Below are 26430 nucleotides of genomic sequence, written 5' to 3'. Positions count from 1 at the left end.
CCCGCGAGACGCCGCTGGCTGCCGCGCGGGCTCGGCATTGTTGGCCTCTGATTCGATGTCGGCGTTTGGGGCAGGGGGGGCGTTCATCGCTCAGTCCGGACCACAAAAAAGGCGCGGCGGAATCGCTCCCGCCGCGCCCCGTTTTTGTTGTCTCGCTGGTCAGGGCTGAGAGCGCCCCGATGCCAGGCTGATTACTCAAAGCCTAGCGGGCGATCCCAGCGAGGTGACAGCGCTTGAGACAAGACACTAGATCACCTCCTTTCTTTGTTGATGGGACTCACAATATAGGCGGCGAATCCGCCGCTGTTAAGGCCGCCGTCCGGCCCATCCGCGCCAGAAAACCGGCCGGATTGTACAGAAATATGTGTGCCGTTGACCGGGGAACAGGGACGCGAGCCGAACCAGTTGAGGCGGCCGTCCGGCCGTGTTAGGGGAACGCTAGATGCGGGTGTAGCTCAATGGTAGAGCAGCAGCCTTCCAAGCTGAATACGAGGGTTCGATTCCCTTCACCCGCTCCAGCCTTTTCATGACTTGGCGATAGGGTCGGATTCGTTCTGACAAGTCGGGCTGCTTTGCACGTTCCGATGCTTGCTTTCCGAGCGACTGTTTCGCGTGCCGCTTGAGACGCTGCCGTATTTCCAGTGCTGCTCGATGTGCGAGGTCATCAAAACCGAGCATCTTGACTTGGAGAAGAGGTATCGAACGCGCGTGCGGAAATCGGCGGCCGTGGCGCAAAAATGGGTCCTCCGGACCACCCAACCCTCAACGGGCCCGCAATGCCTCATTCGCCCGTTCCGCGGCCTGGCGGAGGACGGGAAGAAATCGCCTGATCATTTCCTCCTTGGTCGCCCGGCTCGTCGGCGCCACGACCTTGATTGCAGCGATGACGCTGCCTTGGCGATTCCTGAGCGGCACCGACACCGAACGAACGCCCTCTTCATATTCCTGATCGCCGAGCGCCCATCCATTTTTTCTAACTTCGTTCAATGCCTTCCTCAACTCGCGCGGGTTCGTGATCGTATGCCGGGTCCGCGCAGGAAGGGGCGTATCGAGAAGATAGCGGTCAAGAACCTGCGGATCCAAATAGGCGAGCAGCACGCGGCCAAGTGAGGATGCGTTCGCTGGCACGCGCGATCCCACGCTCAAGGCCGCATTGACAACCCGGTGTGCTTGAACGCGACAAACATAGACAATGTCCGGCCAGTCGAGAACGCCCACCGTGCATGACTCGTTCAACTCATTCACGACCTCTTCCACGAAAGGCTCGACGGTATCCCAGACGTCATTCGACGCCAGATAGGCGAATCCGAGATCGAGAACTTTCGGCCGCAATCCGAAGCGCTTTCCATCGTGCTCCGCATAGCCGAGGTCGACGAGCGTGAGAAGAAAACGCTGTGCGGTGCCTCGGGTCAGGCCCGTGCGGCCGGCCACTTCGCTGACCGTCATGGAAGGGTGCTCGCGATCGAATGCGCGCAGGATTTGAAATCCCCGTTCAAGGCTTTGCACGAAATGAGCCGGGCGCTCGTCTGCTTGAGCCGGTCGACTGACCGACACGGCCTTTGCCTCTCCTCTGGGCATGTGCCTGCCTTCTCTCGTGGAACCTGCTTCGTTATGCCGGTGTTTCGATCGAAAGACAATGTCCGTATAGCGGACAAATGTCCGTATAGTTGACACGGCGCGGCAGGTCTGCGACCTTCTTGGCGTGGTTGATCGCCTTGGGGCTAATAGGCAGCCGCGAAGGAGCATCATCATGTCGTCTTTCGGGACCGTGTTGTTGACCGGAGCAGCCGGTAAAATTGGCCTTCGACTGCGGGAGTTTCTGCGCCCGCTTATCCGGTTGCGCAGCACCGACATTCTCGCTCTCGATCCGCCCCGAGACGGCGAGGAGACGGTGCGCTGCGACCTTTCGGACCCGCTCGCAGCACGATCCGTCGTCGCCGGTGTTGACGCGATCGTCCACATGGCAGGCATCCCGCGTGAAGCGCCGATCGAACAGATTGCGTCAGCCAATCTCATCGCAACCTATAACGTCTTCGCTGCGGCTCATGCGGCGGGCGTGAAGCGGGTTGTCTTTGGCAGCACCAACCACGTCGTTGGGTTTTATCCGGTTGAGCAATCGGTGGATGCATCGGCTTTGCCTCGCCCCGACACCCTCTATGGCGCCAGCAAGGTTTTCGGAGAGGCCGTCGCGCGCCTGTTCTGGGACAAGCACGGAATCGAATCGGTTTGCATCCGGATCGGGTCTGCGCTGGACAAACCGACGAACGTTCGTCAGCTCAGCACCTGGGTGAGCTACCGTGACCTTGGTGAGCTTGTATGGCGTTCGCTGGTGGCTCCACGGGTGGGAGCGACCATCGCTTACGGCGTTTCGGCCGGATCCCGTTGCTGGTGGAATAACAGCGCAGCCGGTCACCTCGGTTTCATCCCAAAGGACAACGCCGATAGGTTCGCTGCCGAGATGACCGAAGCTCTCGCGAGCGAGGAGGCACGCGGCCCAGCCGTCGTGTTCCAGGGCGGTCCGTGGGCTGCAGATGGCTATGACGCAGCATGATCGCAAAAAATGCGTCTCTTGGTTTGTGCGGTTGTGGCGTTCTCTAACCAGGCATTCGGCGAGGAGAAGGCCATGGATTGTAAAGCGCTCGGAGCGTTGGTGGCGGAGCATTGGGTTTCTCGAACCTCTCTCCCTTTGCTCAGTCCGGACCTCTCGATGGATGAGGCCGTGTGCATTCGTGATGTGTTTCTCGCTCACATCCAGCCGCTCATGGGCCGGCCGCTTGGTTATAAGGCTGCGGTAATCACGCCCCCCGCGCAGCGTGACCTGGGGCTTAAGGAGCCCCTCGGAGGCATCTATCTCGCCGCGATGTTCAGGCCGGCCGATGGTGCCGCGATCCCGGTGACTTATGGCGCACGTCCAATCGTAGAGGCGAAACTTCTTGCTGTGGTCAAGGACGAAGCGATCAATGACGCTCGAACCGTCGAGGAGGTGGCGCGCTCTATCGCCTTCTTGCTCCCATCCATCGAACTCGGGGATTCTCTTGCGAACATCCACCAGAAGATCACGGCGCCGATATTGACCGTCTACAATGTGGGCGCACGTGCAGTTCTGACCGGGACACCGATCCCATTCGATGGAACAGAGGCCGCAACCGAAAAGCTCAAGCGCATGATCGTCACGACGCGAAATGTCGAAAGCAATACGATCGTTGATCGACAAAGCGCAGAGGTCATCATGGGAAATCCGATGAATGCGGTGCTGTGGATCGTCCGGAACCAGCACGCACGTGGTGGTCGGCTTGTTGCGGGTGACCGCCTCGGTCTCGGCGCCATGTCGCGCATCAGACCCACGCCCGGCCTGCACATCACCACCATCTGGGAGGGCCTTACACCAGAGCCCGTGATGGTGGAGGCCGTGTTCCGATGAGTTCGTCTCGCCAACGCTCACTTGTGGCCGCCTGAGCGTGACCCAGACGCATGCCGCGGAAAGTTTATCCCTTGTCGAAACCAACAGCCTCCGACTACATCCGCGGCTCGCTTTACGGCCTTGCGGCCGTGAGCATCTGGGCGTCATGGATCGTGGCCGCGCGGCTTGGGCTCAAGACAAGCCTCACACCCTGGGACATCACGGCAATTCGTTTCGGTGTCGCTGGATCGATCTTGCTGCCGTATCTGGTAAGGAAGGGCCTTGCCGTCGACCGCCTGGGGGGCGTCGGACTGGCAGCGATTGTGCTGGGCGGTGGAGCACCGATGGTGTTGGTGTCCTACGCTGGTCTGCTATTCGCACCGGCGGCACACGCCGCGTCTCTGTATACCGCTCTGATACCCGTGCTTGTTGCGATCCTGGCCGCCGTCGTGCTGGATGAGGCCTTCACCGTCGCCAAGCGGATCGGGCTCGCCTTGATCGTTATCGGCGTCCTCGGCATCGTTTGGGGCGCGGGCGGCACGATCGGATCACGGCAGAACATCGGCCACGCCCTGTTCATCGCTGCGGGCATGTTGTGGGCCTGCTATACAGTGGCCATGCAGAAAGCGCGATTGGACGGGCTTCACGCTGCTGCGATTGCCGCCGTCGGGTCATTGGTCACTTACGTGCCGGTATACGTCATCATGTCCGGGACCACTCTCTTCAGCGCGCCCTGGCGTGACGTCGCGCTGCAGGCCTTGGTTCAGGGAGTTCTGACGCCGGTGATTTCGTTCTGGCTTTACGGACGCGCGGTGAGCATTCTTGGCGCTTCGAACGGCTCGGCGTTCGCGGCCCTGTCCCCGGTCATGACGACGCTGTTGGCCATCCCGATCCTCGGCGAACGGCCGGCAACAATCGACTGGATCGCAATGCTGCTGATTTCGGGCGGTGTCTACATTGCCAGTGGAGGCCGTGGGGCTCGCAAACGCCATTCTGACAACGAGAAAGTTTGCAGCGATCTCAATGGGCCAAAAACGCCGAAAGTGGCAGAGCGGCCTTTGAAAACACTATAGTTTTTTTTGAGACTTCCAAGCGGAATACGAGGGTTCGATTCCCTTCACCCGCTCCAAGCAATTTCAGTGATTTGGCGCGAGTTCTCGATCTCATTCCGACAACTGTTGAAGTCATTTGGGCAACCGGGCTGAATGCCGTTCCAAATTTGCCGGTGTTTTCAGCTCGCAAATCGCAGTGTCGCCGTCGTGACGAAACCGGCGCCCGGGCCGGCTCAATCGCTCGCTGGCTTGTCGAGAAAGGTGTACAGCGCCCGAATTCTCCCGTGCTCGAAGATCGCGACATCCATGCCTGTGACGACAGGCGGAGCTCCAGCCGGTCCGAGCTGCCACCGCAAGCGGCCGAGATCGTGGTTCACCTCGGCAGATCCTGTCGCGCCAAACACAAATCCGGGAGCGTCCCGGAGAATGCGTTCGATCTTCGCGTTCAGAGCGTCGCGGCCAACGATCCGTTCCCCCGCTTCAAAGAACGTGCAATTCGCAGTGTAGATCTCGGCGATCGCGACCGCTCGGCGCGCGGAATCTGGCTGCCCGAATACTTCGTGCAGGTTCCTTTCCATCAGAGGACCAAGTGTGGCGCTCATAGCTGACCCTCCTGGTCAGAACATGCCGTTGGGGTTGGCGCGCGACACGTTCGGCGCGAGCCACGGAGCCGAGTTTTTCGGATCACCGACGAGCTGCAAGATGTCCCAATGCTCTATGGCTTTTCCGTCGGCATCCATCTTGTAGATGTCGACGCCGGCGATCCCCGTATCGTTCGGATCGTCGTTGAACAGATTCAGAAAATTCACGTGAGCCCACACATAGTCGCCGACAGCGATGATCTTGTGGACGACGACGCGCGCCCGGGCGCGTTCCCGGGTGATCTGGCCGAAGAACTGCCCCAGCGCCTCTGGACCGTTTGCAATGAGCGGGTTGTGCTGGACGTATGCGGGGCTGATGAACTCGGCGACGAACTCCTCCGACTTCTTCTGGTTGATCACCAGATCATAGAAGCTAAGGATGCTGGCCTTGTTGCGAACGGCGCGGCTGTCATCGGAATCAAACAGCTCGATCATGGGTAACTCCTCTTGCGAAAAGTGGATTGGCCGGATGGCCCTAGCCGAGGCCGACGACATGAAGGCGGAGCGCATCCAGTTCATCGTCGGATTTCTCGCGAGCGGCTCGGAGCATCTCATCGGCGTCCGCGCCGACCGGCGCGCGACTTGGTGCGGGGACCTGTTCGGCCAGTTCGATCACGCGCCTGGCCGCCAGGACGGAATCGAGCCCGCTGCTCTGCATGCCATTGAGCGTGGTTGCGAATGTGTTGAAGGACTCTCCGTACAGTCCGCGTTGTTCGGCCGTCATGTCGTCGGCAACACGTGCGAGCGCCGCCGCCGTTTTGGCGGGGCCGCCGGTTCTCATGTTGCCCGCAGCCGCCACGACGACGTCGACCCCAAAGGACTTCAGTTCGGCGCGGTAAACGGCGGCAAACACCTCCATGGCCGCCTTTGACGCGCCTGACGGCCCGTTGAAGGGAAGCGGAACGCTCGCCGTCCAGGTGCTGACCTGGACGATGCGGCCGCGCGCCTTCCTCAGCGCCGGCAGGAAAGCGTTCATGACCGCGAGAGCACCGAACACGTTGACGTCGAACTCGCGCCGGATGGCGTCGAGCGGCAGAACCTCGATCGGGCCCGGAGTCAGGATGCCCGCATTGTTGATCAGGAGATCAAGGCCGGAAGCGCCGAGCGCGTCGGACACGCCGCCCGCCCAGGCCTTCACGGCCTGCTCTTTGGTCATGTCGCAGACGGTCAGGCTCACGCGCCCCCCGGAGGCCTCCTTCAAATGCTGGACCTCTGCGCCGGACATGGCCGTGCCAAAAACGATGTAGCCCTTGGCGGCAAGTCCGAGCGCGATATCGCGGCCTAGGCCGCCGCCCGCGCCGGTGACTGCGGCGGAGCGACGCGAATGTTCAGAAGGGCTCGGCATTTGATCTCCGTTTCAGCAGGCGTGCGTGCGCGCGGCGTTGTCCGCTCTCACCGGGTTTATGGTGTCGTTCCGAAGCGCGATGCGCTAGCCTCGCGATCTGCCTAGCAGTGTCGCAGAAAGCGGAACGCCGATAATGGATATCGAAGACCTGCGGACTTTTGTCGAAGTGGCCGATGCCGCCGGAGTGTCGCCGGCCGCGCGCCGGCTGGGCGTCTCGAAGTCGATCGTGAGCCGGCGGCTGTTCCGGCTGGAAGCTGAACTGGGCGTCCAGCTTCTTGCACGGACAACGCGCGGCGCCGCACTGACTGAGGCCGGCGTCACGTTCCGTGACCACGCCGCTCGGGTCTGCGCCGAAATCGATGTCGCGCGGGAGACGATCTTGCCTGCCGGGGACCTGCGCGGCCGCCTGCGTGTTGCGGCGCCGCTGACCTTCGGCCCGACGCTGTTGGCGCCGGTCTTTGCGGAACTGGCGCGGCGCCACCCGCTGCTTCACGTGCACGCGTGTTACAGTGATCGCTTCGTGGACCTTGTCGGGGAGGGCTTCGACTGCGCCGTACGCGTTGGCTATCTCAGCGATTCAATCCTGATGGCGCGGCGCGTCGGACCAATCCATGGCGCACTCGTCGCGAGCCCGGATTATATCAGGGAGCATGGAGCTCCCGAGACGCCGGATGAGCTACTCACGCATCAGGCGCTCATGCAGGGCACGGAAACCTGGCAGTTCATCGACGGGGATAAAACAATCTCCATTCATCCGCTGGGGCGGTTCAAGGCGGACAACGGCACTGCTCTCGCCGTCGCCGCTGTAGCAGGGCTCGGCATTGCCTGGCTTCCGCACTGCCTCGTCGACGACTATTTGGCTTCCGGCGCCCTTACTCCGGTGATGACACGCTATCCTCCTCCGACAGCTGGAGTGTTTGTCGTCCGGCCGCCGGGGCAGCACCCCGCTCGAAAAGTCCGAGTCCTCACCGAACTGCTGATCGAACATTTCGGATAGCGGGCTTTTCTTGTGCTATTTGGTGCGGCTTCGCCCTGGTGCTCGAGAACCAAAGGGATCACGGGAATCGGGGAGGGACGCGGCTTTCGAAACGGTCGTCGCGCGCCTGAGCGCGCGAGGCGGTTGGCCGTAGATCCGCAAGAAGGCGCGCCGCATGCGGTCCTTGTCTCCAAAGCCGACTTTGCGGGCAACGATGTCGATCGGCTCCGTTCCCTCCTGAATGCGCGGAAGCGCCGCTTCGGCACGCAGCCGCTCCACGACCCGGGCGGGCGTATCTCCGGTCTCCTTCAGAAAAAGACGGGCAAACTGCCGTGCGCTGATCCGGGCAGCCGCGGCCATGCGGTCGACGGGAAGCGGTTCGTGCAGGTGCTCGCGCGCAAAATTCAATGCATCCTTGACGCGATCGGACGAGGGCTCCAGTTCAAGCAACGTCGAAAACTGCGATTGTCCGCCCGATCTGCGATGATAGACCACCATGTCCCTTGCGACGGCCTTCGATACCTCGATCCCGAAATCGTCCTCGATCAACGCGAGCGTCAAATCGATGCCCGACGTGATCCCCGCCGATGTCCAGACGTTGCCATCCCTCACGAATATCTTGTCCGCATCGACGCGCACGCGCGGAAACCGCCTTTGCAATCCGGCGGCATATCGCCAATGCGTCGTTACCGATCGCCCGTCGAGCAGGCCGGCGGCGGCCAGCAGGAAGGCTCCCGTGCACACGCTCGCCACGCGCCTCGCCCGCGGTGCCAACTTCCTGATCAGCGCGACGGTGTCGGCATCACCGTCGACGGCGCTGTCGGGGGCGCCTCCCACGATCAGGAGTGTGTCAACAGATCTGCCTCGCGAAGCCTTCAAGGTATGGATCGGCACGCCCGACGCGCTCGTGATTGTGCCGCCATGGACGGAAATCACCTCGATCCGATAGGGAGCACGATGAATCTCCGTCGCCAGATTGAAGGCGCACAGGGGACCGCTCAGGTCCAACAACTCGAAGCCCGGGAACACCAGGACCCAAACGCGTCGGTTAATCTCCGAGGACATGAGATTCCCTACAGCGGACAACGTTCAGAACCGGCGCCTGGTCAGGATGGCAGGATTTACCGTTTATATGTCATTTCTGACATAGGCATTCTCAGCTAGCTTGCGCCGGATTTCAACGCGAATTCACAAATTCAGGCGAACGAGGTAGCGATGAAGGTACTGGCGCTTGCTTTTCCTGGCTTCACATTCATCGACCTGGCCGGTCCGATGCAGGCCTTCATGATGCTTCCGGGATTCTCCTCGCAGATCGTGTGGCAGGGCAAGGGCATCGTCGATTCCGACGCCGGTGTCAGCGTGCAGGCGACGGAGGACTTTGGAAGTTGCTGGAAGGATCCGGACATCCTGTTCGTCCCCGGCAACACACGCTCGCTTTTCAAGCAGCTGCAGGACGACCGGACCCTCGACTTCATCGCCGGTGTCGGTAGCCGCGCCACGTGGATCACAAGCGTGTGCAACGGCTCGCTGTTGCTCGGCGCGGCCGGACTCCTGAAGGGATACAAGGCGGCCTCCTACTGGTACACGCGGGAGCATCTCAGTCTGTTCGGCGCGATTCCGACCGACGCCAGGTACGTCATCGACCGCAACCGTGCGACAGGCGGAGGCATGACTGCGGGGATCGATTTCGGCCTTGCGATGATCGGCCAAATCGCAGGAGAGGCCGCCGGCCGCGTCGCCGAGTTGTCATTTGAGTACGCGCCGCAACCTCCTTTCGGAACCGGGCGCCCCGAACTGGCCGACCCTGCAACATTGGCTCAGACGACAGAGATCGTGAAGCAGCTGATGCCGGTTCAGGAGCTGGAGGGTGTGGGAGCCCGCTGTCGGACGATGGGAAGGCTCTAGGGGCCGTCTCGTCCGGCGTCGGAGTTTGCGGATAGTCTGTGGTGTAAACTGTCGTTGTTCAGAAAGATGCGCGTCATGCAGCAAATCTTCATCGAGCTCTATAACTACCGTCCCGCCTGGGCCAAATGCCCGGAAAGCGAGAGAACCGACTTCGTGACGAAAGTGGTCGAGGCGGTCAAAGGTCTGAAGTCCGCCGGTGTCGACGTCGTCGCCTATGGTTTGAACTCTCCCGCGACCGATCGTCGTGCTCCGTACGATTTCTTTTGTGTCTATCGTGTACCAAACGTCGAGTTTCAGCGCGAATTTGAGCGGCAGGTCGCCGCATCGGGTTGGTACGAATACTTCGAGCAGGTGAATGTCAGCGGTGATGCGAACGACTTTGAAGCCGTGCTGCTCGGAAATGCCAGGATGGTTCGACCAGCTTCGTCCTGACTCAGGGCCGGGCATCGGTCGCCCGAATAAGCGATTACGGAATGATCGCTCTCAGCTTCCCGAGATCGCGCGATGGACGAGTGCGATGACCTCGTCAGCCTCCTGTTCGGTGCTGTCGAAGCGCGCCACGAACCGGATCACCTCCTGGCCGCGTCGCGCGAATTGCAACCCGTTCGCCGCGAGCCGGTCGATGGCCAGAGCCGGCAGGTTGACGAAAACCAGATTGGCTTCCACCGGGGCAACCAGCCGCACGTCCGGCAGCGTGGCGAGACCCGCTCCGAGGCGGGTGGCTATGGCATTGGCCTTGGCCGCGAGCCGCAGGTAAAGGCGATCCTCGACGTAAGCGAGCAGCTGCGCGGCCGCAAAGCGCATCTTTGAGAAGGTCTGGCCGGCACGGCGGAGCCGATAGGACAGGGGTTCGACGAGATCCTGGTCGAACACCACGATCGCATCCGCCGACATCGCTCCGTTCTTGGTCGCCCCGAAGGATAGAATGTCGACGCCGGCGCGCCAGGTCATGTCGGCCGGGCTGCAGCCGAGCCGCGCCAGCGCATTGGCGAACCGGGCGCCGTCCATGTGCAGCGCCAGATTCCTGTCGTGGGCGATGGCTCCGATCTCGGCGATCTCGGCGAGGGGATAGATCGTCCCATATTCGCTGGCCTGCGTGATCGACACCGCATCGGGCTGCGAGCGGTTGCGGACTCCCCAGGCCGCCCGGCCCAGCGCCTCGCGCAGGCTCGGCGGTTCGATCCGAAAGTTCCGGCCGGACATGGCGACGAGCTTCGCGCCGCCGGTGAAGGCTTCGGCCGCGCCGCCTTCCGCGGTGTGGATATGCGCTTCTTCGTGACAATAGATGGCGCCATAGGGGCGCACGCAGCTCGCGAGCGACAACGCATTGGCCGCCGTACCGGTCGAGACCGGGAATACGGTGACCTCGGTCTCGAACAGCTCCGAGAAACGCGCATTCAACAACTTCGAATAATCGTCATCGCCGTAAGCGGCGGCCGGGCCGCAATTGGCCTCGGCGATCGCCCGCAGGATCTCGGGGCTGACCGGCGCGACATTGTCGCTGCGGAAATTCGGGAGCGTCGGGGTTGCTTCGTTCATAGCGTCCTGTCCTGCCGTCATACCACCGTCGTTTCCTGCTTGTTGATGCGCCGGTTGATCAGAAGCAGCGGGATCGCGGTGACCAGGATGAGCACCGCGGCCGCGGCGGCCGCCAGACCCGCGCCGGTGCCCTCGATCGCATGGTACATCACGACGGTCGTGGTGACCCAGCCGCTCGCATAGAGCACAATGGTTGCGCTCAACTCGGATGCGGCGGTGATCCAGACCAGCACCAGCCCGCCGACAAGGCCGCTCGCCATCAACGGCACTGTCAGGGTCGCGAAGGTTTTGGCCGGCGAGACCCCGAGATTGATCGAGGCTTCCTCGAGCGAGGGATCGAGCTGATGCACGATTGCCGAGGAGGAGCGGATCGCGAAGGGCAGCTTGCGCACGACATAGGCGATGACGAGGATCAGCCAGCCGCCCGTCAGAACCAAAGGACCGCTGTTGAACGCGATGATGAGCCCGATCGCCAGGATCGTGCCCGACACCGCAAACGGCACCATGCCGACGAAGTCGAGCAACCCCGACAAGCGGGAGCGGTGCCGGGCCACGACATAGCCGATCGGAGCGCCGATCAGCATGGTGGCGACGGCCGCGATGCTGGCAAGCGTCAGCGTGTTGAGCAGCGGCCGATAGGAGCCCGACAGCAGGGTCGCGTAATTGCCCAATCCGAACTCCCAGGTCAGGACGGGGCCGCGGAAGCGGAGGAGGGAGATCATCAATACGGCCGCGAAAGGCAGCAGCGAGGCGATCACGATGCCCCAACTCACGACCGTGGCCGCCAGCCGCAGTCCCGGCGTCAGCGGCAGCTTCGCGGGCGCACTGCGGGCATTGGTCGAAAAACGGCGCTTGCCGAGATAGTGCCGTTGAACGAGGAGCGCGAGCGCCGTGCAGGCGATCAGCAGCACGCTGAGCGCACCCGCCGCAGCCGGGTTGGCATCGGATTCGCCGGCGAACAGTTTGAAGATGTCGACGGCCAGGAACGGCCGGTCCTCAGCCAGCACCGCCGGCACGCCGAAATTCTCCAGTGCCTCAATGAACACTAAAAGTCCGCCTGCAAGGATCGCCGGCATCACGATCGGCAGCAGCACGGTGCGGATCACATAGGGCCGCGAACCGCCGAGATTGCGGGCTGCCTCCTCCATCGAGGCGTCGACGGCCTGGAAACCGGCCAGCACGGGCATGACGACGTACGGATAGAGCGTCAACGTGAACACGATGACGATGCCGGGCACACCATAGATCGAGCCGATCGGGATGCCGATCCCCCGCAAGGCGGTGGTGACGACGCCGGCATGGCCGAACAGCAACACGAGCGCATAGGCGCTGACGAAGGAGGGCAGGACCAGCGGCAGGGACGCAAGTGTAAGCAGCAGCGCGCGGCCCGGTATGTCGATGCGGGCAAGACAGAAGGCGAGCGGGATGCCGATCGCACATGCGGAGGCCGTCGCGAGCGCGGCGCAGAACAGACTGTTGCCGATGCTGCCGAGATAGTAGCGGCTCTTCACGATCGCCGCATAGTTTCCAAGCGTCAGGCCGCCCGTGCCGTCGATCCGTATGCTGGCATCCAGAACGAGCGCCAGCGGGTAGAGCAGAAACACCGCGAGCAGCACCAGGGCCGCCAGCGTCACGATGGTGGCAAAGCGTTTCATGGCGCCGGATACGCCGTGATCTGGGCAGGGTCGTAGGCAAGGGTAAGCGGCGCACCGGGCGCAACATCGAGCGCCTGGCCGCCGAGCGCCGCGATCCGAATTGGGGTGCCGTCCGGCAGGGTTGCGTGGAGACGCTGCACCGGGCCCAGAAATTCGCGCAGCGCCAGACGCGCTTGCACAAGCGGGCCACCGGAACCGTCGCCCAGCCGCAGGGCCTCCGGCCTGACCGACAGCAACACCGATGCACCCGGCGTTGCGACTTCGCCTCTGACTGAGAACTCCGTTCCGGCTGCCGCGACATGGGTGTTGCGGCCGTCGAAAGCTCCCGCGATGCCCGGCACCATATTGGTCGAACCGAGGAACTCGGCGACGAAGGCGGTCTGCGGCATCCGATAGATGCGCTCCGGCGTGTCGACTTGCTCGATCTTGCCGTGACGCAAGACGGCGATGCGGTCGGAGATGGCGAGTGCCTCCTCCTGATCGTGCGTCACGTAGATCGCAGTCAGGCCGAGCGCCTGCTGCAGCTGTCGGACCTCGATCCGCATTTCGGTGCGCAGCTGCGCGTCGAGATTGGACAGGGGCTCGTCGAACAGCAGCACGGCGGGTTCGATCACGAGCGCGCGGGCGATTGCCACGCGTTGCAGCTGACCACCGGAGAGCTGATGTGGCGAGCGGGGACCGTAACCTGCAAGGCGCACCCGCTCGAGCGCCTTGTCGACGCGCGATGCGATCTCGGCAACCGGGACCTTCCTGGCCTTCAGCCCGTAAGCCACGTTTTCGGCGACGGTGTGGTTCGGGAAGATCGCGTAGTTCTGAAACACCATGCCGGTGTCGCGGCGATGCGCAGGCAGGGCATCGATGCGCCGGTCGTCAAACGAAATGGAGCCGGATTCGACATCGACGAAGCCTGCGATCATGCGCAGCAGCGTCGTCTTCCCGCAGCCCGAAGGCCCAAGCAGCGTGAACAGCTCACCATGCCTGATGTCGAGCGAGATGTCGTCCACGGCCCGCACCGCGCCGAAGGTACGGGTCAGGTTTTCAATCCGGATCCTGGTCATCGGATCAGCGCGTGTTCTGGATCGTGGTCTTCAGCCGCGCGAGCGTGTCGCGCCGGGCTGCTTCCCATTTGACGTCGTCATAGGGCAGCACCTTGATCGCCGAGAACGGCAGCATCCCGGGTGCGACTGCCTCGAGCTCGATATCCTGACGGGCAGGGCGCCGGAAGGTCGCCTTCAGCAACATCTCCTGGACTTCCTTGCTGGCCAGATAGTCGACCAGCCGTTTGGCTGGCTCGGGGTTCGGTCCGCCTTTCAGGACGGCCGCGCCCTCGACGCCCGCATATGTGCCCTCGGCCGGATAGGTGACGCTCACCGGTGCACCATTATGGGCCCACAGGAAGCCGGCATATTCGAGGGTGATGCCAAGCGGATATTCGCCGCTGCCGATCCCGTCGAACACCTGGGTCGAGCGGTTGAGCACCTTCGCATTCGCAAGCAGCCCGTCCATCTTGGTCCAGGCTGCGTCATCAGCGCCCCACAGCGAGAGAAGCGTGGTCGCGGCCGCATATGAGAATCCGGAATTGGCCGGGTCGGTAAAGGCGAGCTTGCCCTTCCATTTCGGATCGAGGAGGTCGGCCCAGGATTTGGGCCCGCTGGCCTTGTCGATCGCCTTGGTGTTCTGGCCGATCACGACAACCTGGATGTTAGTGCCGAGCCAAAGGTCGTTTGGGTCACGGAATTGGGCCGGAACGGCGTCGCGGCCCTTGGCCGGGTAAGCCTGAAGGTGCGGGCTCGCCAGCCGCAGCAGCGTCGCACTGACACCCCAGATCACGTCGCCCTGCGGATTGGCGGCCTCGGAGGCGACGCGGCGCACCAGCACACCTGATCCGGTCGAGACCACGTCGACTTTAATTCCTGTCGCCTTGGCGAAGCCTTCGGCGACAAGCTTGTTCACGGTGTCGTCGTTGGCCGAATAGAGCACGACGCTCTGCTGGGCCGAGGCCAGGCTGGCCGCGAACAGCGATGCCGCGAGCGTCACGACTCGGGCGAGGATGGAGGCAGGAGATCTCATCGTGGTTCGCCCTTGCAGGTTCAGTCGTTGCTCATGTGGTTGCGGCGAGGTACGCGGTGGCCGCCTTGAGCCCGGCCCCGGGTTCGATCGGCAGGCCGAGTTTCGTGAGTGCGTCCTCGAGATGCAGAAGGTCGGTCAGAATGGTCCCCGCGCTCAAAGCACCCATCGTGCCAAACCGGATGACGCGGCCGGAGAGACGGTTGCGGGCGCCTGCGATCACCGTGCGGTGATCCTGGTAGAGCTGTCGCACGATGGCTCCGCCTTCGAGTCCGTCGGGGACCTTGAAGACCACGACCGTGCTCGAGCGCGGCTCTTCGCGGCAAAAATCTGCAAGCCCGAGCGCCGCGCCGCCGGCGCGCAGCGCGCCGGAAAGCTTCTTGTGGCGCGCGAGTACATTGGGGAAGCCTTCCTCATGCATCATCGTCAGGGCCTCGCGCAGGCCGTAGATATGGCTGACCGGCGCCGTGAACGGGGTCTCGTTCTGCTCCGCGGATTTCAGCGCGCGACGGAAATCCCAATAGAAGGTCGATCGCTGCTCGTCCTGCCCGATCGCGCGCCACGCCTTGGCGCTGACGCTGGCAAGTGCGAGGCCGGGCGGGCACATCAAGGCCTTTTGCGAGGCCGAGACCAGGATGTCGATGCCCCATTCGTCCTGCCGCATCTCGATGCCGCCGAGACCGCTGACGGAATCTGCGATGAGCAGCGTTGGCCGGTCGCGCATAAGTGCGCCGAGCGCCGCGAGATCGCCCACGATCCCGGTCGAGCTCTCATTGTGCACGACGACGACGGCGCGATAGGCGTGCTCGCGCAACCGGGCATCCACCGCGACGACATCGATCGCCTGGCCCCACTCGATCGCGACCGTATCGACGGTGATGTTCATGGCCTTGGCGATCGTGGTGAAACGCTCACCGAATTGACCATGCTCGATCACCAGGATCCGGCTGCCCGGTCCGGCCACGTTGACGAGCGCAGCCTCCATGACGCCCGTTCCGGAGCTGGCAAAGAACAGGACGTGGTTGGTCGTGCCCAGAATCGGGCGGATCATCTCCTCCGCCTCGCCGATCGCAGTCCGGCACTCGGGACCGCGATGGTTGACCATCACCCGAGCCATCGCCTGCCGCACCCGCTCGGGCACTTCGGTCGGGCCGGGAAGCCTGAGACGGTAGCCCGTCGCGGCGATGGCGGAAGGTCTCTCTGTGGTGGTCATAGTTTGAAGTCACCGTTCTGACGCATGTAGGGAACGAGGCCGCCCGCGCGCAGGATCGCCAGCATGATCGGGGGCAGCGGCTCCGGGCTGAGCGTCTCGCCGCTGCGTTCGTTGCGGATCGCGCCGGTGCTGTCGGAGCTCAGGATGTCGCCCTCGCGAATGGCGCCCGTATCGCAGACGAGCGGCAGCAGGCCGTTGTTGATCGCGTTGCGGTAGTAGGTGCGCGAGAAGCTTCGCGCCATCACTGCTGGAATTCCGGCTCCGAGCACCGTCGTGACGGCGACTTCCATCGCCGAGCCGCAACCAAAATTCTTGCCCGCCACCAGGATGTCCCCAGGCTGCACTGAGGCCGCGAAGGCCGGGTCGACATGCTCGAACAGGAATTGCCTGAGAACGGCGGGGTCGAGGCTCTCTCGCTTGCGGGTCGAGCTGATGATGGAGTCGGTGTTGACGTCGTCGCCAACCAGTCGCGCGCGTCCTCGCAAAACTGTCATCGCGACACCTTGCGCGGATCGGTCACGACACCGCGTGTCGCGGCGGCTGCGCAGGCAGCCGGGGAGGCGAGGTAGATCGATGCTTTGGCGTTGCCCATGCGCCCCTTGAAGTTGCGGTTGGCGGTCGAGATCACCGCAACCCCGTCTCCGGGGATCACCCCGCAAGTCCCGCAGCAGGAGCCGCAGCCCGGCTCGACCACCGTCGCGCCGAAGCCGACCAGGGCTTCGAGCGTGCCATCGGCCGTCATGGCGTCGCGGACCTCGCGCGATGCCGGCGTGACCACGAGCTGCACGCCGGGCGCTACGCCTCCACCCGCCTCGAGCACTGCGAGAGCCTGATGGAAGTCGCGCAACCTGCCGCCGGTGCAGGTGCCGAGATAGACCATCTGCACCGGCGTGCCGGCCGCATCCTCGAGCGCCACCACCTGATCCACCAGATGCGGCAACGCGATCTGTGGCGTGAGCGTGTCGAGCGCGATCTCCACGGTCCGGCTGTAGCGCGCATCCGGATCCGCTGCGACCGGCTCGAAAGCCTGCCCGGCGCGGCCCTGCAGATAGGCGACGGTTTCAACGTCGGCCGGGAAGATGCCGGTCTTCGCGCCCATCTCGACCGCAAGGTTGCTCAGGACGAGGCGGTCCTCCAGCGTGAGCGTGGTGACACCTGGCCCTGCGAATTCGAGTGCCTGATAGGCGGCACCGTCAGCGCCGAGCACGCCCGCGAGCGCCAGTGCGATATCCTTCGCGTAGACGCCGCGCGGCAGTTGTCCGGTCAGAACGACGCGGATCGAATCCGGCACGCGCAGCCAGATCCGGCCGCACAGCATGATGGCGGCGAGATCGGATGAGCCGATCCCGGTCGCAAAGCAATTCAGTGCCCCGTAAGTCACGGCATGACTGTCGGCTCCGACGACCAAGCCGCCCGGCAGGGCGCGGCCGGTCTCGACGATGAGCTGGTGACCGATTCCTTCGCCGGCCTCATGCAGCGTGACGCCGAAGCGTTCGGCGAAGTCCCGCATCACGCGGTGCAGCTCGATCGTCTGCGGACTTGTCGGCGGCACGTAATGGTCGAGCGCGAAGACCAGTCGGGCAGCATCGCGCACGTTCTCTCCGCCCATCGCCCTGAAATAATCGAGCGCCATCGGGACCGAACCGTCGGTGCCGAGCGCGCAATCGACTTCGCAGACCACGAGGTCCCCGGCGCGCGCATCCTGCCCGGATTTTCGAGCGAGGATCTTCTCGGAGATCGTGCGCCCGGCCATCGCTAGACCTCTGGCATCTCGCAGCCGAGACGGCGGAGCGAGGCGTCGACCCAGCTTCGATCGAGCGTACCGGCTTCGATCGCCGCCATTTGCTTGGCCTCGGCAGCCTGCTTGGCTTCGGCGGCCTCGATCACCGCTCGGCAGTCGTCGATGGCGACGGCCAGCACGCCGTCGTCGTCACCCAGCACCAAATCGCCCGACTGGATGACCATGCCGCCGATGGCGATCGGTCCGTTGATCTCGCCCGGACCGTCCTTGTACGGACCGCGATGGGTGACACCCGCCGCGAACACGGGAAGCGGGTTCGCGCGGATGGCGCCGGCATCGCGGATCGCGCCATGGATGACGATGCCGGCGACGCCGCGCCTTGCGGCCTGCGAGAGCATCATCTCGCCGAAGATTGCGTTGCTGAGGTCGCCGCCGGCGTCGACCACGATGACGTCGCCGGCAACCGCCATGTCGAGCGCCTTGTGCACCATCAGATTGTCGCCGGGACGGGTCTTCACGGTCAAAGCGGGACCGGCCATGCCGCCAGCCGCATGCATCGGCCGGAGCGTGGCGCCGCCCGAGGCCATGCGCGACATCACGTCACTGATATTGGCGACCGGAAGGGCGCGTGCCCGCGCGACCCATTCGCCCGCGACAACCCGCTTGCGGGAAAGGATCCTGAACCCTACGGCATACCGAACCCCATTGAAAATGGAACGCCGTTACGCATAGTGTAATGGCGACGCGCCGAGGTCAACCCGGAATCGGCAGGACAGGGGATTTCGATGCCCAAGACGCAAGGGGTCGCCGCCGTGCAACGCGCACTGGCGATCCTGGATACCTTCGCTGGAGCCGGGTCGCGCAGCCTGGCCGAGATCGCCAGGATCACGGGTCTGGCGAAGCCGACCGTGATGCGCTCGCTGGTGTCGCTCGATGAAGCCGGCTACGTCGTCCGCCTCAGCGACGGCCGCTACGCGCTCGGTGCAAAGACGTTCCAGCTCGGCACCACCTATCGGGCCAATTTCAATCTCGAACAGCATGTGCTGCCGGTGCTTCAGCGGCTAAGCCAGGAAACGTTGGAGAGCAGCGCGTTCCACGTGCGCGAACGCGATAGCCGGCTCTGCCTGTTTCGGGTGGATTCGCCCCAGCTCGTGCGCGACGTCGCGCAGCCGACAAATCTCGCACCGCTCGATTTGACCTCGACGGGACAGGTGCTGCAGACGGCCCGCTTTGTGGATCGCATGAATGACGGCGTGCATGTGTTCGTCAGTTCGGGAGTCTACGACGCCGTGACGGCCTCGCTCTCCACCGCCGTCTTCGGACACGACGGCGCGCTGATGGGTGCGATGACGGTGAGCGGCCCCATCGAACGCATCCGCCGGGCGGATCTGCAGGCGCTGGCGTCGCGGCTCACCGACGCATCGCATCAGCTCTCGCTTGTGCTCGGCGCGCCATTGCCCCGGGAGGTCGGCGCACTGCGGATCATCAGCCTGCCATCGGCGGAAACGGTCTCTCCGTAACGCCGCTCGTCGGATCGAACCTGACGTCGCGGGTTGGCGCTCACTCAGTTTTCACGAGCGGTCCGGTTGGTTGTGCGGGCGGACCAGATTGTCCGCCCAGGCCGCTGCGATGTGCGGCAAAGCGATGTCCTGTTTGCGGTCGAGCAGCAGCTCGAGCACGCGCGGCGGCGTCAGCGGCAATTCCTGGACGCGCTTTCCCGTCGCGTTTGCCACCGCACATGCCACGGCCGCGCCGACATTCAGGATCGGGACCTCGCCCGCGCCCTTGGTGCCGAGAGGTCCGATCGACGGTGCGCCCTCGTAGAGGCTGATCTCGACCGGAACAACGTCCTGCGCCAGCGGCACGCGGTAGGTCTCGAAGCCGTTCTGGCAGACCCGGCCGTTGGCGCCGATCGTCACCTCCTCGTGCAGGGCGTAGCCAAGTCCCTGCACGACGCCGCCCTGGATCTGGCCTTGGATCGCGCGCGGATTCAGCGCGCGGCCGACATCCTGGACGACGCGATAGGCGAGCACCTCGACATGGCCGGTCTCCGGATCGACCGCGACCTCGCAGTCATGGACGGCGAAGATCGGGATATCGATCGCGCCGATGAAGTGACCGGCGACGCATCCCGGCATCGCCTGCACGCCGGCTCCTGTGAAGGCGCCGGTGCCAGAGATCGGGCCGATCTGCGCCTGGGCGCGCGCCGCGACCTCGGCGATCGTGCGGCCGGACCCCGGCGCCCCTGCGATCTCGATCCGCCCCTCGCGCATCACAAGGTCGTCGGGCGCCGCCTCGATCAAGTCGGAGGCGACCTTGAGCAGCTTGGTGCGGACCTCCTGCGCGGCCGACAGACTGGCGGCGCCGAGCGAGACCGTGGTGCGGCCGCCGCCGACGCCGACATCGTAGCCGGCTGCGTCGGTGTCGGCGGCGCGCACGATCACGGTTTCAGGAGGGATGCCGAGCGTGCTGGCGACGATCTGGGGCAGGCTCTGCATCATCGAGCCCGAGCCGATCTCGACGCCCGACGTCACCAGTGTCGCCGTGCCATCGGCATTCATGTTCACGGTCGCTGCCGACGGGCCGACAAAGACGAACCAGGTGCCGACCGTGGTGGCGCGGCCATAAAGCCGGCCATCCGCAAGCGCGCGCGGCGGTGCGGCCGCATCCCGCAGCGTGTCCATCCGGTGCAGCATCGGGCCGAGCACGTCGCCCTCGAACACCTGGCCGGTGGCGCCGAGATCGCCGTCGCCGAGCACATTGCGGCGGCGGAAGGCAAGCGGATCCATGCCGATCCGCTCCGCGATCTCGTCGGTGTGCCGCTCCAGCGCGAAGGTGTTGTAGACGCCGTTGCAGCAGCGGAATGCGCCGTTCGGCGCAGTGTTGGTGTAGACCGCACGCGAGACCAGCCGCACCGACCCGAGCCGGTAGTTGCCGCCGAGCGTGTGCGCGGTCATCGTGGTCAGGAAGATCTGCTCGCCGCCATATGCCCCGCAGTCCATCAGCACGACGGCCTCGCGCCCGACGATCTCGCCTTCGCGTGTCACGGCCGACCGGATCCGGATCTCGGCATTCTCGCGGAACAGGCAGGTCAGCATTTCCTCCTCGCGCGAGTTGACCAGCCGCACCGGCCGTCCGCTGGCGCGGGCGAGCAGCGCGGCGAATGGTTCAATCGCAAGGTCGAATTTGAGGCCGAAGCCGCCGCCGACCGGCGGCACCGTGACCCGCACCTGCGATGGAGCAATCCCCAACAGGCGCGCGGTCGCATTGCGGACGGTCCACGGGACCTGGGTCGATGTCTCGATGTGGAAACGTCCGTCCTCATAGTCCGCGACGACTGCGCGCGGCTCGAACGCGACGTGGTTCTGGCGTCCGACACGGAACGTGCTTTCGACGATCTCGACGTCGGTGCGTGCGAAAGCGCCATCGACATCGCCGCGGACCACGGTCGCCTCCCAGGCGACGTTGCCCGCGCGTGCGCCACCTTCGAGCAGGATCTCATGCTCGCGCCAATCGGGGTGAACGAGCGGCGCTTCTGGTGCGAGTGCCTCGGCCATGGTGAGCAGGGCCGGCAGCGGCGCGATCTCGACCTCGATTGCGGCAAGCGCGGCCTGCGCCTGGGCCAGCGTGCCGGCGGCAACCGCGGCCAGCGGCTCGCCGTCGTAGCGGATCACGTCGCGCGCGAATAACGGGTGGTCGGCGATGCCGATACCGATCTTGCCGGGCGCGTCGGCGGCCGTCACCACGGCATGCACGCCGGGCATGCGCGTAGCCCTTGCGGTGTCGAGGCGAACGATACGCCCCGCGGGAACGCTGGCACGCAGCACCGCCGCGTGCAGCATGCCGGGTAAGTAGCGATCGATGGTATAGCGGGTGCGGCCGCGCAGCTTGTCGCTTGCATCGCGGCGCCGGAGATCCATGGTCGCTGAAACGTCGGCCATCGCTGCGCCTCCCATCAAGTCGCCGCGAGCGCCAGCACGGCGGCGTCGATAATCCGCTCATATCCGGTGCAACGGCAGATGTTGCCGGTCAGTGCCGCGCGGATGTCGTCACGCGTTGCGCCTGATGTGGTCGTCAGAAGATGCGTCAGGGTCACCACCATGCCGGGAAAACACATGCCGCACTGAACGGCATCGCAGGTCTCGAGCGCTTGCTGGATCGGGTTGAGCGTGCCACCGCCGGCGAGGCCTTCGACGGTGCGGATCTCGCAATCCGCTGCGAGCGCCACCGGCATCAGGCATGAGGGCGCGGGCTTGCCGTCGACCAGCACCATGCAGGCGCCGCAGAAACCTTCGCGGCAGACCGGCTTGGCGCCGGTCAGGTGAAACTCCTCGCGCAAGACGTCGACGAGAGGCGTGACGGGATCGGCGGTCGAGGCGAGGCGGTCGCCGTTGACGCTCAGGGTGAAGACCATGCCTGCTGCCTCCCTCATCTCGTCAGTTGGCAAGTGCCGTGGCAGCCGCACGGCGCACCAGGCTCGGCAGCACGCTCACGCGATACCAGGCCGGCACCTCGACGCTGTCGCGGCCGGTGAACTCCGCGGCCAGTTCTGCGGCGATATCGGCCACCCGCGCGGGATCGAGCACTGCGCCAAGCAAGGCAGCTTCGAGCCGCCCCCAGCGGCGCGGGGTCTGTTCGACGGAACCGATCGCGATCCGGACCGCCTGGACATGGCTGGCGGTATCGACATTCACGGAGAGGCTGACGATCGCGACGGGATAGTCGCCTGATTTGCGCAGCGGCAGGCGGGCATGCGCGGTCTTGCGCTCGGTCCGGGGCACGATGATCCTGGTGAGCAACCGGCCAGGCTGGAATGTCGATCGCCGCTTGAGAAAGTCGGCGAGGCTCATGCGCTCGCTGGCGTCACGGCTTGCAATCTCGACCGCGGCATCGAGACAGAGCAGCGCCGGCATGCAATCGGCGGCGTAAAAATCCAGCGCCGAGAGATTGCCACCGATTGTTGCCAACGCACGAACGGCCGGGTTCGCTGAGCTGCCGGCCGCCGCCGCGAGCACGGCGAATTCCGGGAGGCCGGCCAACGCCGCCGCCAGCGCCGCGTGCGTCACCGCCGCGCCAATCTCGATGGCATCCTTACCGATCCGGATCGCACTGAGCTCGGGGATTTTCCCGATCGCGACATAATGCGGCCTGAGCGGTTCGTGCCGGATCGGTGACCGCATGATCCAGGTGCCGCCGGCAAAAGGGGCACCGGCAGGGCCGTAGTCGGCCAGCGCATCGAGTGCCGCCGACAATGAGGGCGCAACGTAGATCGATCCTGTCCGATCGTCTTGCACTTGAGACCCGGCCGTCATTGGCTTCGCTCCTGTCGCAGCCGGTCGAGCAGCACGCCGATGATGACGATCGCGCCGAGCACGACCATCTGGACGTAGCCATCGATGCGGGTGAGGTTCATGCCGTTGGACAGGATGGTGACGAACAGGGCGCCGAGCACCGCAGTGCCGACCCCGCCGCGGCCGCCTGCGAGGCTCGTGCCACCGACCACGGCGCCCGCGATCGCCTGCAGCGACAGCGAGCCACCGAGATTCGGTTCGCCGGAGCCGGTGCGCGCCGTCATCATGATGGCGCCAAGCGCGGCGAGCACCGAGCACAGCACATAGGTCAAGGTCAGGATTCGCTTCACCGGCAAGCCGGCCACCGCCGCGGCGCGCGGATTGGTGCCGATGATGTAGAGCGAGCGGCCAAAGACCGTGCGCACCAGCGTCAGGTGCAGCACGAGACCGACTGCAATCGTGATTGCGATGGCGGCGGGGACGCCGAGAACGTTGCCACCATAGAACATCTGCGAGAACAGGCTTGGCACGCCTTGCACCGGCCGTCCCGCCGACAGCGTCGTCGCGACGCCGATCGCGATGTTGTAGCTGCCGAGCGTCGCGACAAAGGGGTTCACGCCGAGCAGCGCGATCACAACGCCGTTGAACAGGCCGCAGGCGATGCCAAGGCTGAACCCGGCGGCGAGCCCGGTGAGCAGCACCGCCATTGTGTCATGGCCCGATGCCGTGGCGCCCGCCATCGCCAGCGCGGTGCCGACGCTGACCATCGACACCGTGGGGCCAAGGGCGAGGTCGAAGCCGCGGGTCAGGATCACGACGGTCTGCGCCATCGCGAACAGCGCGAGATAGCTGGTCTGCTGGGCAATGTTGAGCAAATTGGCAGGCGAGAGCACGCGACCGTCGACCGCGGCAAAGCCGAGCAGCAGGATGACCAGCGCAATCGGCAGCATCGCGCGCCAGAGCCACCGGGCCGGCGGCCTCTTTGCAAGGCCCGTATCCTTACTCGCGTCCTTGGCGGCGACGGACAGCTCGACGTCAGACACGGGATTTCCTCCGTCGGCTGAGTTCGTCCAGCGCCACGGCCGCGACCATGATGATTCCGAGGAACACCGGCTGCAGGCGGGAGTCGATGTGCAGCAAATTGAGCGCGTTGCCGAGGATGGTCAGGAACAGCGCGCTGATGGCGACGATCTCGATCCGGCCGACACCGCCACGCAGGCTGACCCCGCCGATCACGGCGGCGGCGATCGACTGCAACATCATGCGGTCGCCGCCAAAGCTTGCCTGGCCGGAGCCGACCTGTGCGGTGAGCAGAATTCCGGCGAGTGCGGCGAGTACGCTGGACACGACGTAAGTGCCGACGATGTGGCGCTGGACCGAGACTCCCGACACCACGGCGGCGTCGACATTGCCGCCGATCGCGTAGACGTAGCGGCCGAACAGCGTGCGCCGCTGCACGAACACCATGACGGCGATGACGGCGAGCGCGATATAGACCGCGGTCGGCAGGCCGAACACCTGGGCGCGCCCAAAGCCCTTCACGAAGACGTCCGGCATGCCGTAGACCGGGATGCCGCTCGTGATCATGAGGCCGACGCCTGCGGTCGCCGACATCGTGCCCAGGGTGACCACGAAGCCGGAGACCTTGAGCTTCGCGACGCAGAAGCCGTTGACCAGCCCGACCACCAGCCCGCAGCCGAGCCCGGCAGCGACGCCGCTTGCGATGATGAGGGCGTTGTTGCCGGGAAACGCCGCCGCCGTGATCGCCATGGTCTTGGCGGTCACCACGCTCGCCAGAGCAACGACGGCGCCGACCGAGAGGTCGAAGCCGCCTGCGATGATCACCAGCGCCTGGCCGCAGGCGACGATGGCCAGAAACGACGCGTTGCGCAGGATGTTGAGGATGTTGATGATGCCATAGAACTGCGGGTCGATCGCCGACATGCCGGCAACGAGTGCCACCAGCAGCGCGGGCAGGAAGCCGATCCGCCCGACGATCGATTGAAGGCCGATCGATGGCTGCGGTCGGGCCGCGGCGAGGGCCGTGTTCATGCGACCTCCGCCGTGAGATGATCCCTGAAGAAGCTCGCAAGCACGTTCTGCTCGGTCTTCTCGGCGCCCTTCAACTCGGCAGCGATCCGGCCGTTGTGCATGACGTAGAGCCGGTTCGACAGTGCCAGCACTTCCGGCAGTTCGGACGACACCACGATCACCGCGGCACCGGCCTCGACCAGGCGTTTCATGAACTCGTAGACTTCAAGCTTGGCGCCGACGTCGATGCCGACGCTCGGCTCGTCGAACAGGAACACGGTCAGCTCGCGGGTCAGGGCGCGGCCGAGCATCACTTTCTGGCGGTTGCCGCCGGACAGTGCGCCGGCGGTGCGCTCGATGTTGGGAGGCCTGAGCTGCAACCGCTCCATGATGCCGGTGATGGTGACGCGCTCGGCGGCCTGTCGCAGCATGCCGAAGCGGGCGAAGGCGGGCAGGTCGAGCGCGGTCATCGAGGCGTTCTCGCGGATCGGGCGCGACAGCGCCAGCCCTTCGGCGATCCGGTTGGCCGGGAAATAGGCCACGCCATGCTTCAGGCTGCGCCGCGGCGCCGGAAATTCGTAAGGCAAGCCGTCGAGGCGGACCACGCCCGAGGCAATCGGCGCAAGTCCATAGATCGCCCGGATCAGCTCCGATTTGCCGCAGCCGACGAGCCCCGCAATGCCGGTGATCTCGCCGGCCTGGGCGTAGAAATTCACGTCGCGAACGCTGCCGTCGGCGAGCGTCAGGTTCTCGACATCGACCATGACCTTGTCCGGTTGATGCGTGATGGCCGGGAACAGCAGGTCGATCTTACGGCCAGTCATCAGTTCGACCAGCTCGCCATCGGTCGAGGAGGCGGCCTCGAGGGTACGGATATGGCGGCCGTCGCGCAGCACGGTGACGCGATCGGCGAGCGCGCGGATCTCGCGCATGCGGTGCGAGACGTAGATCAGCCCGACATTCTGGCGCTTCAGCCGGGCAATCAATTCGAACAGCCGCCCGGTCTCCCGCTCGGTCAGCGAAGCGGTCGGCTCGTCGAGGATCAACAGCCGCACCCGGCCGAGCAGCGCTTTGGCGATCTCCGCCATCTGCTGGTGCGCGCGCGAGAGATCGTCGACCCGCTGCGAGGGATCGAGGTCGAAGCCGAGTTCGTCGATCAGCGCCGTCGCACGCTTGCGCATCTCCCGTGCAAGCAAAACACCGCCGTTCGAAACCTCGCGGCCGAGGAACAGGTTCTCCTCCACCGTCAGGCTCGGAACCAGTGAAAACTCCTGGAACACCGGGCTGATGCCGATGGCGCGCGCCCGCTGCGGCGTGAGATGGCGGATCTCCTCGCCGCCGAAATGGAACGTGCCCTCGTCGGCGGGAAAGGTGCCTGACACCACGTTGATCAAAGTCGATTTGCCGGCGCCGTTCTCGCCGAACAAGACGTGCAGTTCGCCGGCGCGGACATCGAGATCGACCCGATCAAGCGCCCGGACGCCGGCAAACCGCTTCGAGATGCCCCGCAATGCGAGCAGGGGCTCGGTCCGATTCACGTCGGTGTCGGAATCCATCTGCTTCTCCGTCCAGGT

General features: G+C 64.8%; 26 protein-coding genes and 1 tRNA gene. 8 read left to right on the top strand and 19 right to left on the bottom strand.

What is annotated here, in order from left to right; genetic code table 11:
- Positions 1 to 444 precede the first annotated feature (444 nt).
- Positions 445 to 518, top strand: a tRNA-Gly gene (locus HAP48_RS44440).
- Between the two features lie 244 nt (positions 519 to 762).
- On the opposite strand, the gene HAP48_RS44435 is transcribed toward HAP48_RS44440, so the two are convergent.
- Complete coding sequence (locus HAP48_RS44435; protein WP_166206157.1) at positions 763 to 1578, bottom strand: IclR family transcriptional regulator domain-containing protein; 816 nt, start codon at positions 1576 to 1578, stop codon at positions 763 to 765.
- A 172-nt stretch (positions 1579 to 1750) separates the two neighbouring features.
- Here HAP48_RS44435 and HAP48_RS44430 point away from each other — a divergent pair, with 172 nt between their 5' ends.
- From HAP48_RS44430 to HAP48_RS44420, 3 genes are all read left to right on the top strand, one after another.
- A complete protein-coding gene (locus HAP48_RS44430; protein WP_166206154.1) occupies positions 1751 to 2551 on the top strand; it encodes an NAD-dependent epimerase/dehydratase family protein in 801 nt (266 codons plus the stop codon).
- A 9-nt stretch (positions 2552 to 2560) separates the two neighbouring features.
- Entirely contained in the window at positions 2561 to 3421 is an 861-nt protein-coding gene (locus HAP48_RS44425) for a 2-keto-4-pentenoate hydratase (RefSeq protein ID WP_166206151.1), read from the top strand.
- 71 nt (positions 3422 to 3492) lie between these two features.
- Positions 3493 to 4473: a DMT family transporter gene (locus HAP48_RS44420; protein ID WP_224496832.1), complete on the top strand. Its 981-nt coding sequence runs from the start codon at positions 3493 to 3495 to the stop codon at positions 4471 to 4473.
- Between the two features lie 212 nt (positions 4474 to 4685).
- Here the strand turns inward: HAP48_RS44420 and HAP48_RS44415 are convergent, their stop codons facing one another.
- From HAP48_RS44415 to HAP48_RS44405, 3 genes are read right to left on the bottom strand one after another with little or no spacing between them, the layout of a single operon-like run.
- Complete coding sequence (locus HAP48_RS44415; protein WP_210292760.1) at positions 4686 to 5054, bottom strand: nuclear transport factor 2 family protein; 369 nt, start codon at positions 5052 to 5054, stop codon at positions 4686 to 4688.
- Between the two features lie 15 nt (positions 5055 to 5069).
- Positions 5070 to 5603 (bottom strand): nuclear transport factor 2 family protein, encoded by a 534-nt coding sequence (locus tag HAP48_RS44410; RefSeq protein ID WP_224496831.1) that lies wholly within the window; start codon positions 5601 to 5603, stop codon positions 5070 to 5072.
- Positions 5569 to 6438, bottom strand: a complete 870-nt coding sequence (locus tag HAP48_RS44405) for an SDR family NAD(P)-dependent oxidoreductase (protein ID WP_166206146.1) — start codon at positions 6436 to 6438, stop codon at positions 5569 to 5571. Before HAP48_RS44405 ends, HAP48_RS44410 begins: the two co-directional genes overlap by 35 nt.
- A 133-nt stretch (positions 6439 to 6571) precedes the next feature.
- On the opposite strand from HAP48_RS44405, the gene HAP48_RS44400 reads away from it, so the two are divergent.
- Positions 6572 to 7435: a LysR family transcriptional regulator gene (locus HAP48_RS44400; protein WP_166206143.1), complete on the top strand. Its 864-nt coding sequence runs from the start codon at positions 6572 to 6574 to the stop codon at positions 7433 to 7435.
- A gap of 15 nt (positions 7436 to 7450) precedes the next feature.
- Here the strand turns inward: HAP48_RS44400 and HAP48_RS44395 are convergent, their stop codons facing one another.
- Entirely contained in the window at positions 7451 to 8479 is a 1029-nt protein-coding gene (locus HAP48_RS44395; protein ID WP_166206140.1) for a GlxA family transcriptional regulator, read from the bottom strand.
- Between the two features lie 150 nt (positions 8480 to 8629).
- Here HAP48_RS44395 and HAP48_RS44390 point away from each other — a divergent pair, with 150 nt between their 5' ends.
- Together HAP48_RS44390 and HAP48_RS44385 are read left to right on the top strand one after the other, a co-directional pair.
- On the top strand, positions 8630 to 9319 hold the full coding sequence (locus HAP48_RS44390) for a DJ-1/PfpI family protein (protein ID WP_166206138.1): 690 nt from the start codon (positions 8630 to 8632) through the stop codon (positions 9317 to 9319).
- 75 nt (positions 9320 to 9394) lie between these two features.
- The gene (locus tag HAP48_RS44385; RefSeq protein WP_166206135.1) at positions 9395 to 9751 is read left to right on the top strand and encodes a DUF6616 family protein; all 357 of its coding nucleotides are present in this window, start codon (positions 9395 to 9397) and stop codon (positions 9749 to 9751) included.
- 51 nt (positions 9752 to 9802) lie between these two features.
- Here HAP48_RS44385 and HAP48_RS44380 read toward each other — a convergent pair whose 3' ends face one another.
- The 8 genes from HAP48_RS44380 to HAP48_RS44345 are packed head-to-tail and all read right to left on the bottom strand — an operon-like array spanning position 9803 to position 18247.
- Positions 9803 to 10858: a threonine aldolase family protein gene (locus HAP48_RS44380; protein WP_166206132.1), complete on the bottom strand. Its 1056-nt coding sequence runs from the start codon at positions 10856 to 10858 to the stop codon at positions 9803 to 9805.
- 17 nt (positions 10859 to 10875) lie between these two features.
- On the bottom strand, positions 10876 to 12513 hold the full coding sequence (locus HAP48_RS44375; protein ID WP_166206130.1) for an ABC transporter permease: 1638 nt from the start codon (positions 12511 to 12513) through the stop codon (positions 10876 to 10878).
- Complete coding sequence (locus HAP48_RS44370) at positions 12510 to 13571, bottom strand: ABC transporter ATP-binding protein (RefSeq protein ID WP_166206127.1); 1062 nt, start codon at positions 13569 to 13571, stop codon at positions 12510 to 12512. Before HAP48_RS44370 ends, HAP48_RS44375 begins: the two co-directional genes overlap by 4 nt.
- 4 nt (positions 13572 to 13575) lie before the next feature.
- On the bottom strand, positions 13576 to 14583 hold the full coding sequence (locus tag HAP48_RS44365) for an extracellular solute-binding protein (protein WP_166206125.1): 1008 nt from the start codon (positions 14581 to 14583) through the stop codon (positions 13576 to 13578).
- Positions 14584 to 14614: 31 nt separating this feature from the next.
- The gene (locus HAP48_RS44360) at positions 14615 to 15793 is read right to left on the bottom strand and encodes a pyridoxal-phosphate-dependent aminotransferase family protein (RefSeq protein ID WP_166206122.1); all 1179 of its coding nucleotides are present in this window, start codon (positions 15791 to 15793) and stop codon (positions 14615 to 14617) included.
- Positions 15790 to 16287: a LeuD/DmdB family oxidoreductase small subunit gene (locus HAP48_RS44355; protein ID WP_166206119.1), complete on the bottom strand. Its 498-nt coding sequence runs from the start codon at positions 16285 to 16287 to the stop codon at positions 15790 to 15792. Before HAP48_RS44355 ends, HAP48_RS44360 begins: the two co-directional genes overlap by 4 nt.
- Complete coding sequence (locus tag HAP48_RS44350) at positions 16284 to 17546, bottom strand: 3-isopropylmalate dehydratase large subunit (protein ID WP_166206115.1); 1263 nt, start codon at positions 17544 to 17546, stop codon at positions 16284 to 16286. Before HAP48_RS44350 ends, HAP48_RS44355 begins: the two co-directional genes overlap by 4 nt.
- Positions 17547 to 17548: 2 nt before the next feature.
- Positions 17549 to 18247 carry an RraA family protein gene (locus tag HAP48_RS44345; RefSeq protein WP_166215708.1) on the bottom strand — a complete coding sequence of 233 codons (699 nt, stop codon included), beginning with the start codon at positions 18245 to 18247 and terminating at the stop codon, positions 17549 to 17551.
- Between the two features lie 72 nt (positions 18248 to 18319).
- Between HAP48_RS44345 and HAP48_RS44340 the strand changes: the two genes are divergently transcribed.
- Positions 18320 to 19054 (top strand): IclR family transcriptional regulator, encoded by a 735-nt coding sequence (locus tag HAP48_RS44340; RefSeq protein ID WP_166206111.1) that lies wholly within the window; start codon positions 18320 to 18322, stop codon positions 19052 to 19054.
- A gap of 51 nt (positions 19055 to 19105) precedes the next feature.
- Here the strand turns inward: HAP48_RS44340 and HAP48_RS44335 are convergent, their stop codons facing one another.
- From HAP48_RS44335 to HAP48_RS44310, 6 genes are read right to left on the bottom strand one after another with little or no spacing between them, the layout of a single operon-like run.
- Positions 19106 to 21475, bottom strand: coding sequence for a xanthine dehydrogenase family protein molybdopterin-binding subunit (locus HAP48_RS44335; RefSeq protein WP_166206108.1), 2370 nt, complete (start codon positions 21473 to 21475; stop codon positions 19106 to 19108).
- Positions 21476 to 21489: 14 nt separating this feature from the next.
- A complete protein-coding gene (locus HAP48_RS44330; RefSeq protein WP_166206105.1) occupies positions 21490 to 21948 on the bottom strand; it encodes a (2Fe-2S)-binding protein in 459 nt (152 codons plus the stop codon).
- Between the two features lie 22 nt (positions 21949 to 21970).
- Positions 21971 to 22846, bottom strand: coding sequence for an FAD binding domain-containing protein (locus HAP48_RS44325; RefSeq protein WP_166206102.1), 876 nt, complete (start codon positions 22844 to 22846; stop codon positions 21971 to 21973).
- A complete protein-coding gene (locus tag HAP48_RS44320; protein ID WP_166206099.1) occupies positions 22843 to 23868 on the bottom strand; it encodes an ABC transporter permease in 1026 nt (341 codons plus the stop codon). The genes HAP48_RS44325 and HAP48_RS44320 overlap by 4 nt, the downstream gene beginning before the upstream one ends.
- Positions 23861 to 24877 (bottom strand): ABC transporter permease, encoded by a 1017-nt coding sequence (locus HAP48_RS44315; protein ID WP_166206096.1) that lies wholly within the window; start codon positions 24875 to 24877, stop codon positions 23861 to 23863. The genes HAP48_RS44320 and HAP48_RS44315 overlap by 8 nt, the downstream gene beginning before the upstream one ends.
- On the bottom strand, positions 24874 to 26412 hold the full coding sequence (locus HAP48_RS44310; RefSeq protein WP_166206093.1) for a sugar ABC transporter ATP-binding protein: 1539 nt from the start codon (positions 26410 to 26412) through the stop codon (positions 24874 to 24876). The genes HAP48_RS44315 and HAP48_RS44310 overlap by 4 nt, the downstream gene beginning before the upstream one ends.
- Positions 26413 to 26430: the final 18 nt, after the last annotated feature.

Origin of the sequence: Bradyrhizobium septentrionale (assembly GCF_011516645.4) — a bacterium.
Taxonomy (GTDB): Bacteria; Pseudomonadota; Alphaproteobacteria; order Rhizobiales; family Xanthobacteraceae; genus Bradyrhizobium; species Bradyrhizobium septentrionale.
Note: the sequence above shows the minus strand (reverse complement) of the source record. Positions and strands in the feature narration are given on the sequence as shown.

What these genes read in the sequence shown, in the direction of transcription:
- HAP48_RS44435 (WP_166206157.1), bottom strand. Translation starts at nt 1,578, where the DNA reads ATGCCCAGAGGAGAGGCAAAGGCCGTGTCGGTCAGTCGACCGGCTCAA.
- HAP48_RS44430 (WP_166206154.1), top strand. Translation starts at nt 1,751, where the DNA reads ATGTCGTCTTTCGGGACCGTGTTGTTGACCGGAGCAGCCGGTAAAATT.
- HAP48_RS44425 (WP_166206151.1), top strand. Translation starts at nt 2,561, where the DNA reads ATGCGTCTCTTGGTTTGTGCGGTTGTGGCGTTCTCTAACCAGGCATTC.
- HAP48_RS44415 (WP_210292760.1), bottom strand. Translation starts at nt 5,054, where the DNA reads ATGAGCGCCACACTTGGTCCTCTGATGGAAAGGAACCTGCACGAAGTA.
- HAP48_RS44410 (WP_224496831.1), bottom strand. Translation starts at nt 5,603, where the DNA reads ATGCGCTCCGCCTTCATGTCGTCGGCCTCGGCTAGGGCCATCCGGCCA.
- HAP48_RS44405 (WP_166206146.1), bottom strand. Translation starts at nt 6,438, where the DNA reads ATGCCGAGCCCTTCTGAACATTCGCGTCGCTCCGCCGCAGTCACCGGC.
- HAP48_RS44400 (WP_166206143.1), top strand. Translation starts at nt 6,572, where the DNA reads ATGGATATCGAAGACCTGCGGACTTTTGTCGAAGTGGCCGATGCCGCC.
- HAP48_RS44395 (WP_166206140.1), bottom strand. Translation starts at nt 8,479, where the DNA reads ATGTCCTCGGAGATTAACCGACGCGTTTGGGTCCTGGTGTTCCCGGGC.
- HAP48_RS44390 (WP_166206138.1), top strand. Translation starts at nt 8,630, where the DNA reads ATGAAGGTACTGGCGCTTGCTTTTCCTGGCTTCACATTCATCGACCTG.
- HAP48_RS44385 (WP_166206135.1), top strand. Translation starts at nt 9,395, where the DNA reads ATGCAGCAAATCTTCATCGAGCTCTATAACTACCGTCCCGCCTGGGCC.
- HAP48_RS44380 (WP_166206132.1), bottom strand. Translation starts at nt 10,858, where the DNA reads ATGAACGAAGCAACCCCGACGCTCCCGAATTTCCGCAGCGACAATGTC.
- HAP48_RS44375 (WP_166206130.1), bottom strand. Translation starts at nt 12,513, where the DNA reads ATGAAACGCTTTGCCACCATCGTGACGCTGGCGGCCCTGGTGCTGCTC.
- HAP48_RS44370 (WP_166206127.1), bottom strand. Translation starts at nt 13,571, where the DNA reads ATGACCAGGATCCGGATTGAAAACCTGACCCGTACCTTCGGCGCGGTG.
- HAP48_RS44365 (WP_166206125.1), bottom strand. Translation starts at nt 14,583, where the DNA reads ATGAGATCTCCTGCCTCCATCCTCGCCCGAGTCGTGACGCTCGCGGCA.
- HAP48_RS44360 (WP_166206122.1), bottom strand. Translation starts at nt 15,793, where the DNA reads ATGACCACCACAGAGAGACCTTCCGCCATCGCCGCGACGGGCTACCGT.
- HAP48_RS44355 (WP_166206119.1), bottom strand. Translation starts at nt 16,287, where the DNA reads ATGACAGTTTTGCGAGGACGCGCGCGACTGGTTGGCGACGACGTCAAC.
- HAP48_RS44350 (WP_166206115.1), bottom strand. Translation starts at nt 17,546, where the DNA reads ATGGCCGGGCGCACGATCTCCGAGAAGATCCTCGCTCGAAAATCCGGG.
- HAP48_RS44340 (WP_166206111.1), top strand. Translation starts at nt 18,320, where the DNA reads ATGCCCAAGACGCAAGGGGTCGCCGCCGTGCAACGCGCACTGGCGATC.
- HAP48_RS44335 (WP_166206108.1), bottom strand. Translation starts at nt 21,475, where the DNA reads ATGGCCGACGTTTCAGCGACCATGGATCTCCGGCGCCGCGATGCAAGC.
- HAP48_RS44330 (WP_166206105.1), bottom strand. Translation starts at nt 21,948, where the DNA reads ATGGTCTTCACCCTGAGCGTCAACGGCGACCGCCTCGCCTCGACCGCC.
- HAP48_RS44325 (WP_166206102.1), bottom strand. Translation starts at nt 22,846, where the DNA reads ATGACGGCCGGGTCTCAAGTGCAAGACGATCGGACAGGATCGATCTAC.
- HAP48_RS44315 (WP_166206096.1), bottom strand. Translation starts at nt 24,877, where the DNA reads ATGAACACGGCCCTCGCCGCGGCCCGACCGCAGCCATCGATCGGCCTT.
- HAP48_RS44310 (WP_166206093.1), bottom strand. Translation starts at nt 26,412, where the DNA reads ATGGATTCCGACACCGACGTGAATCGGACCGAGCCCCTGCTCGCATTG.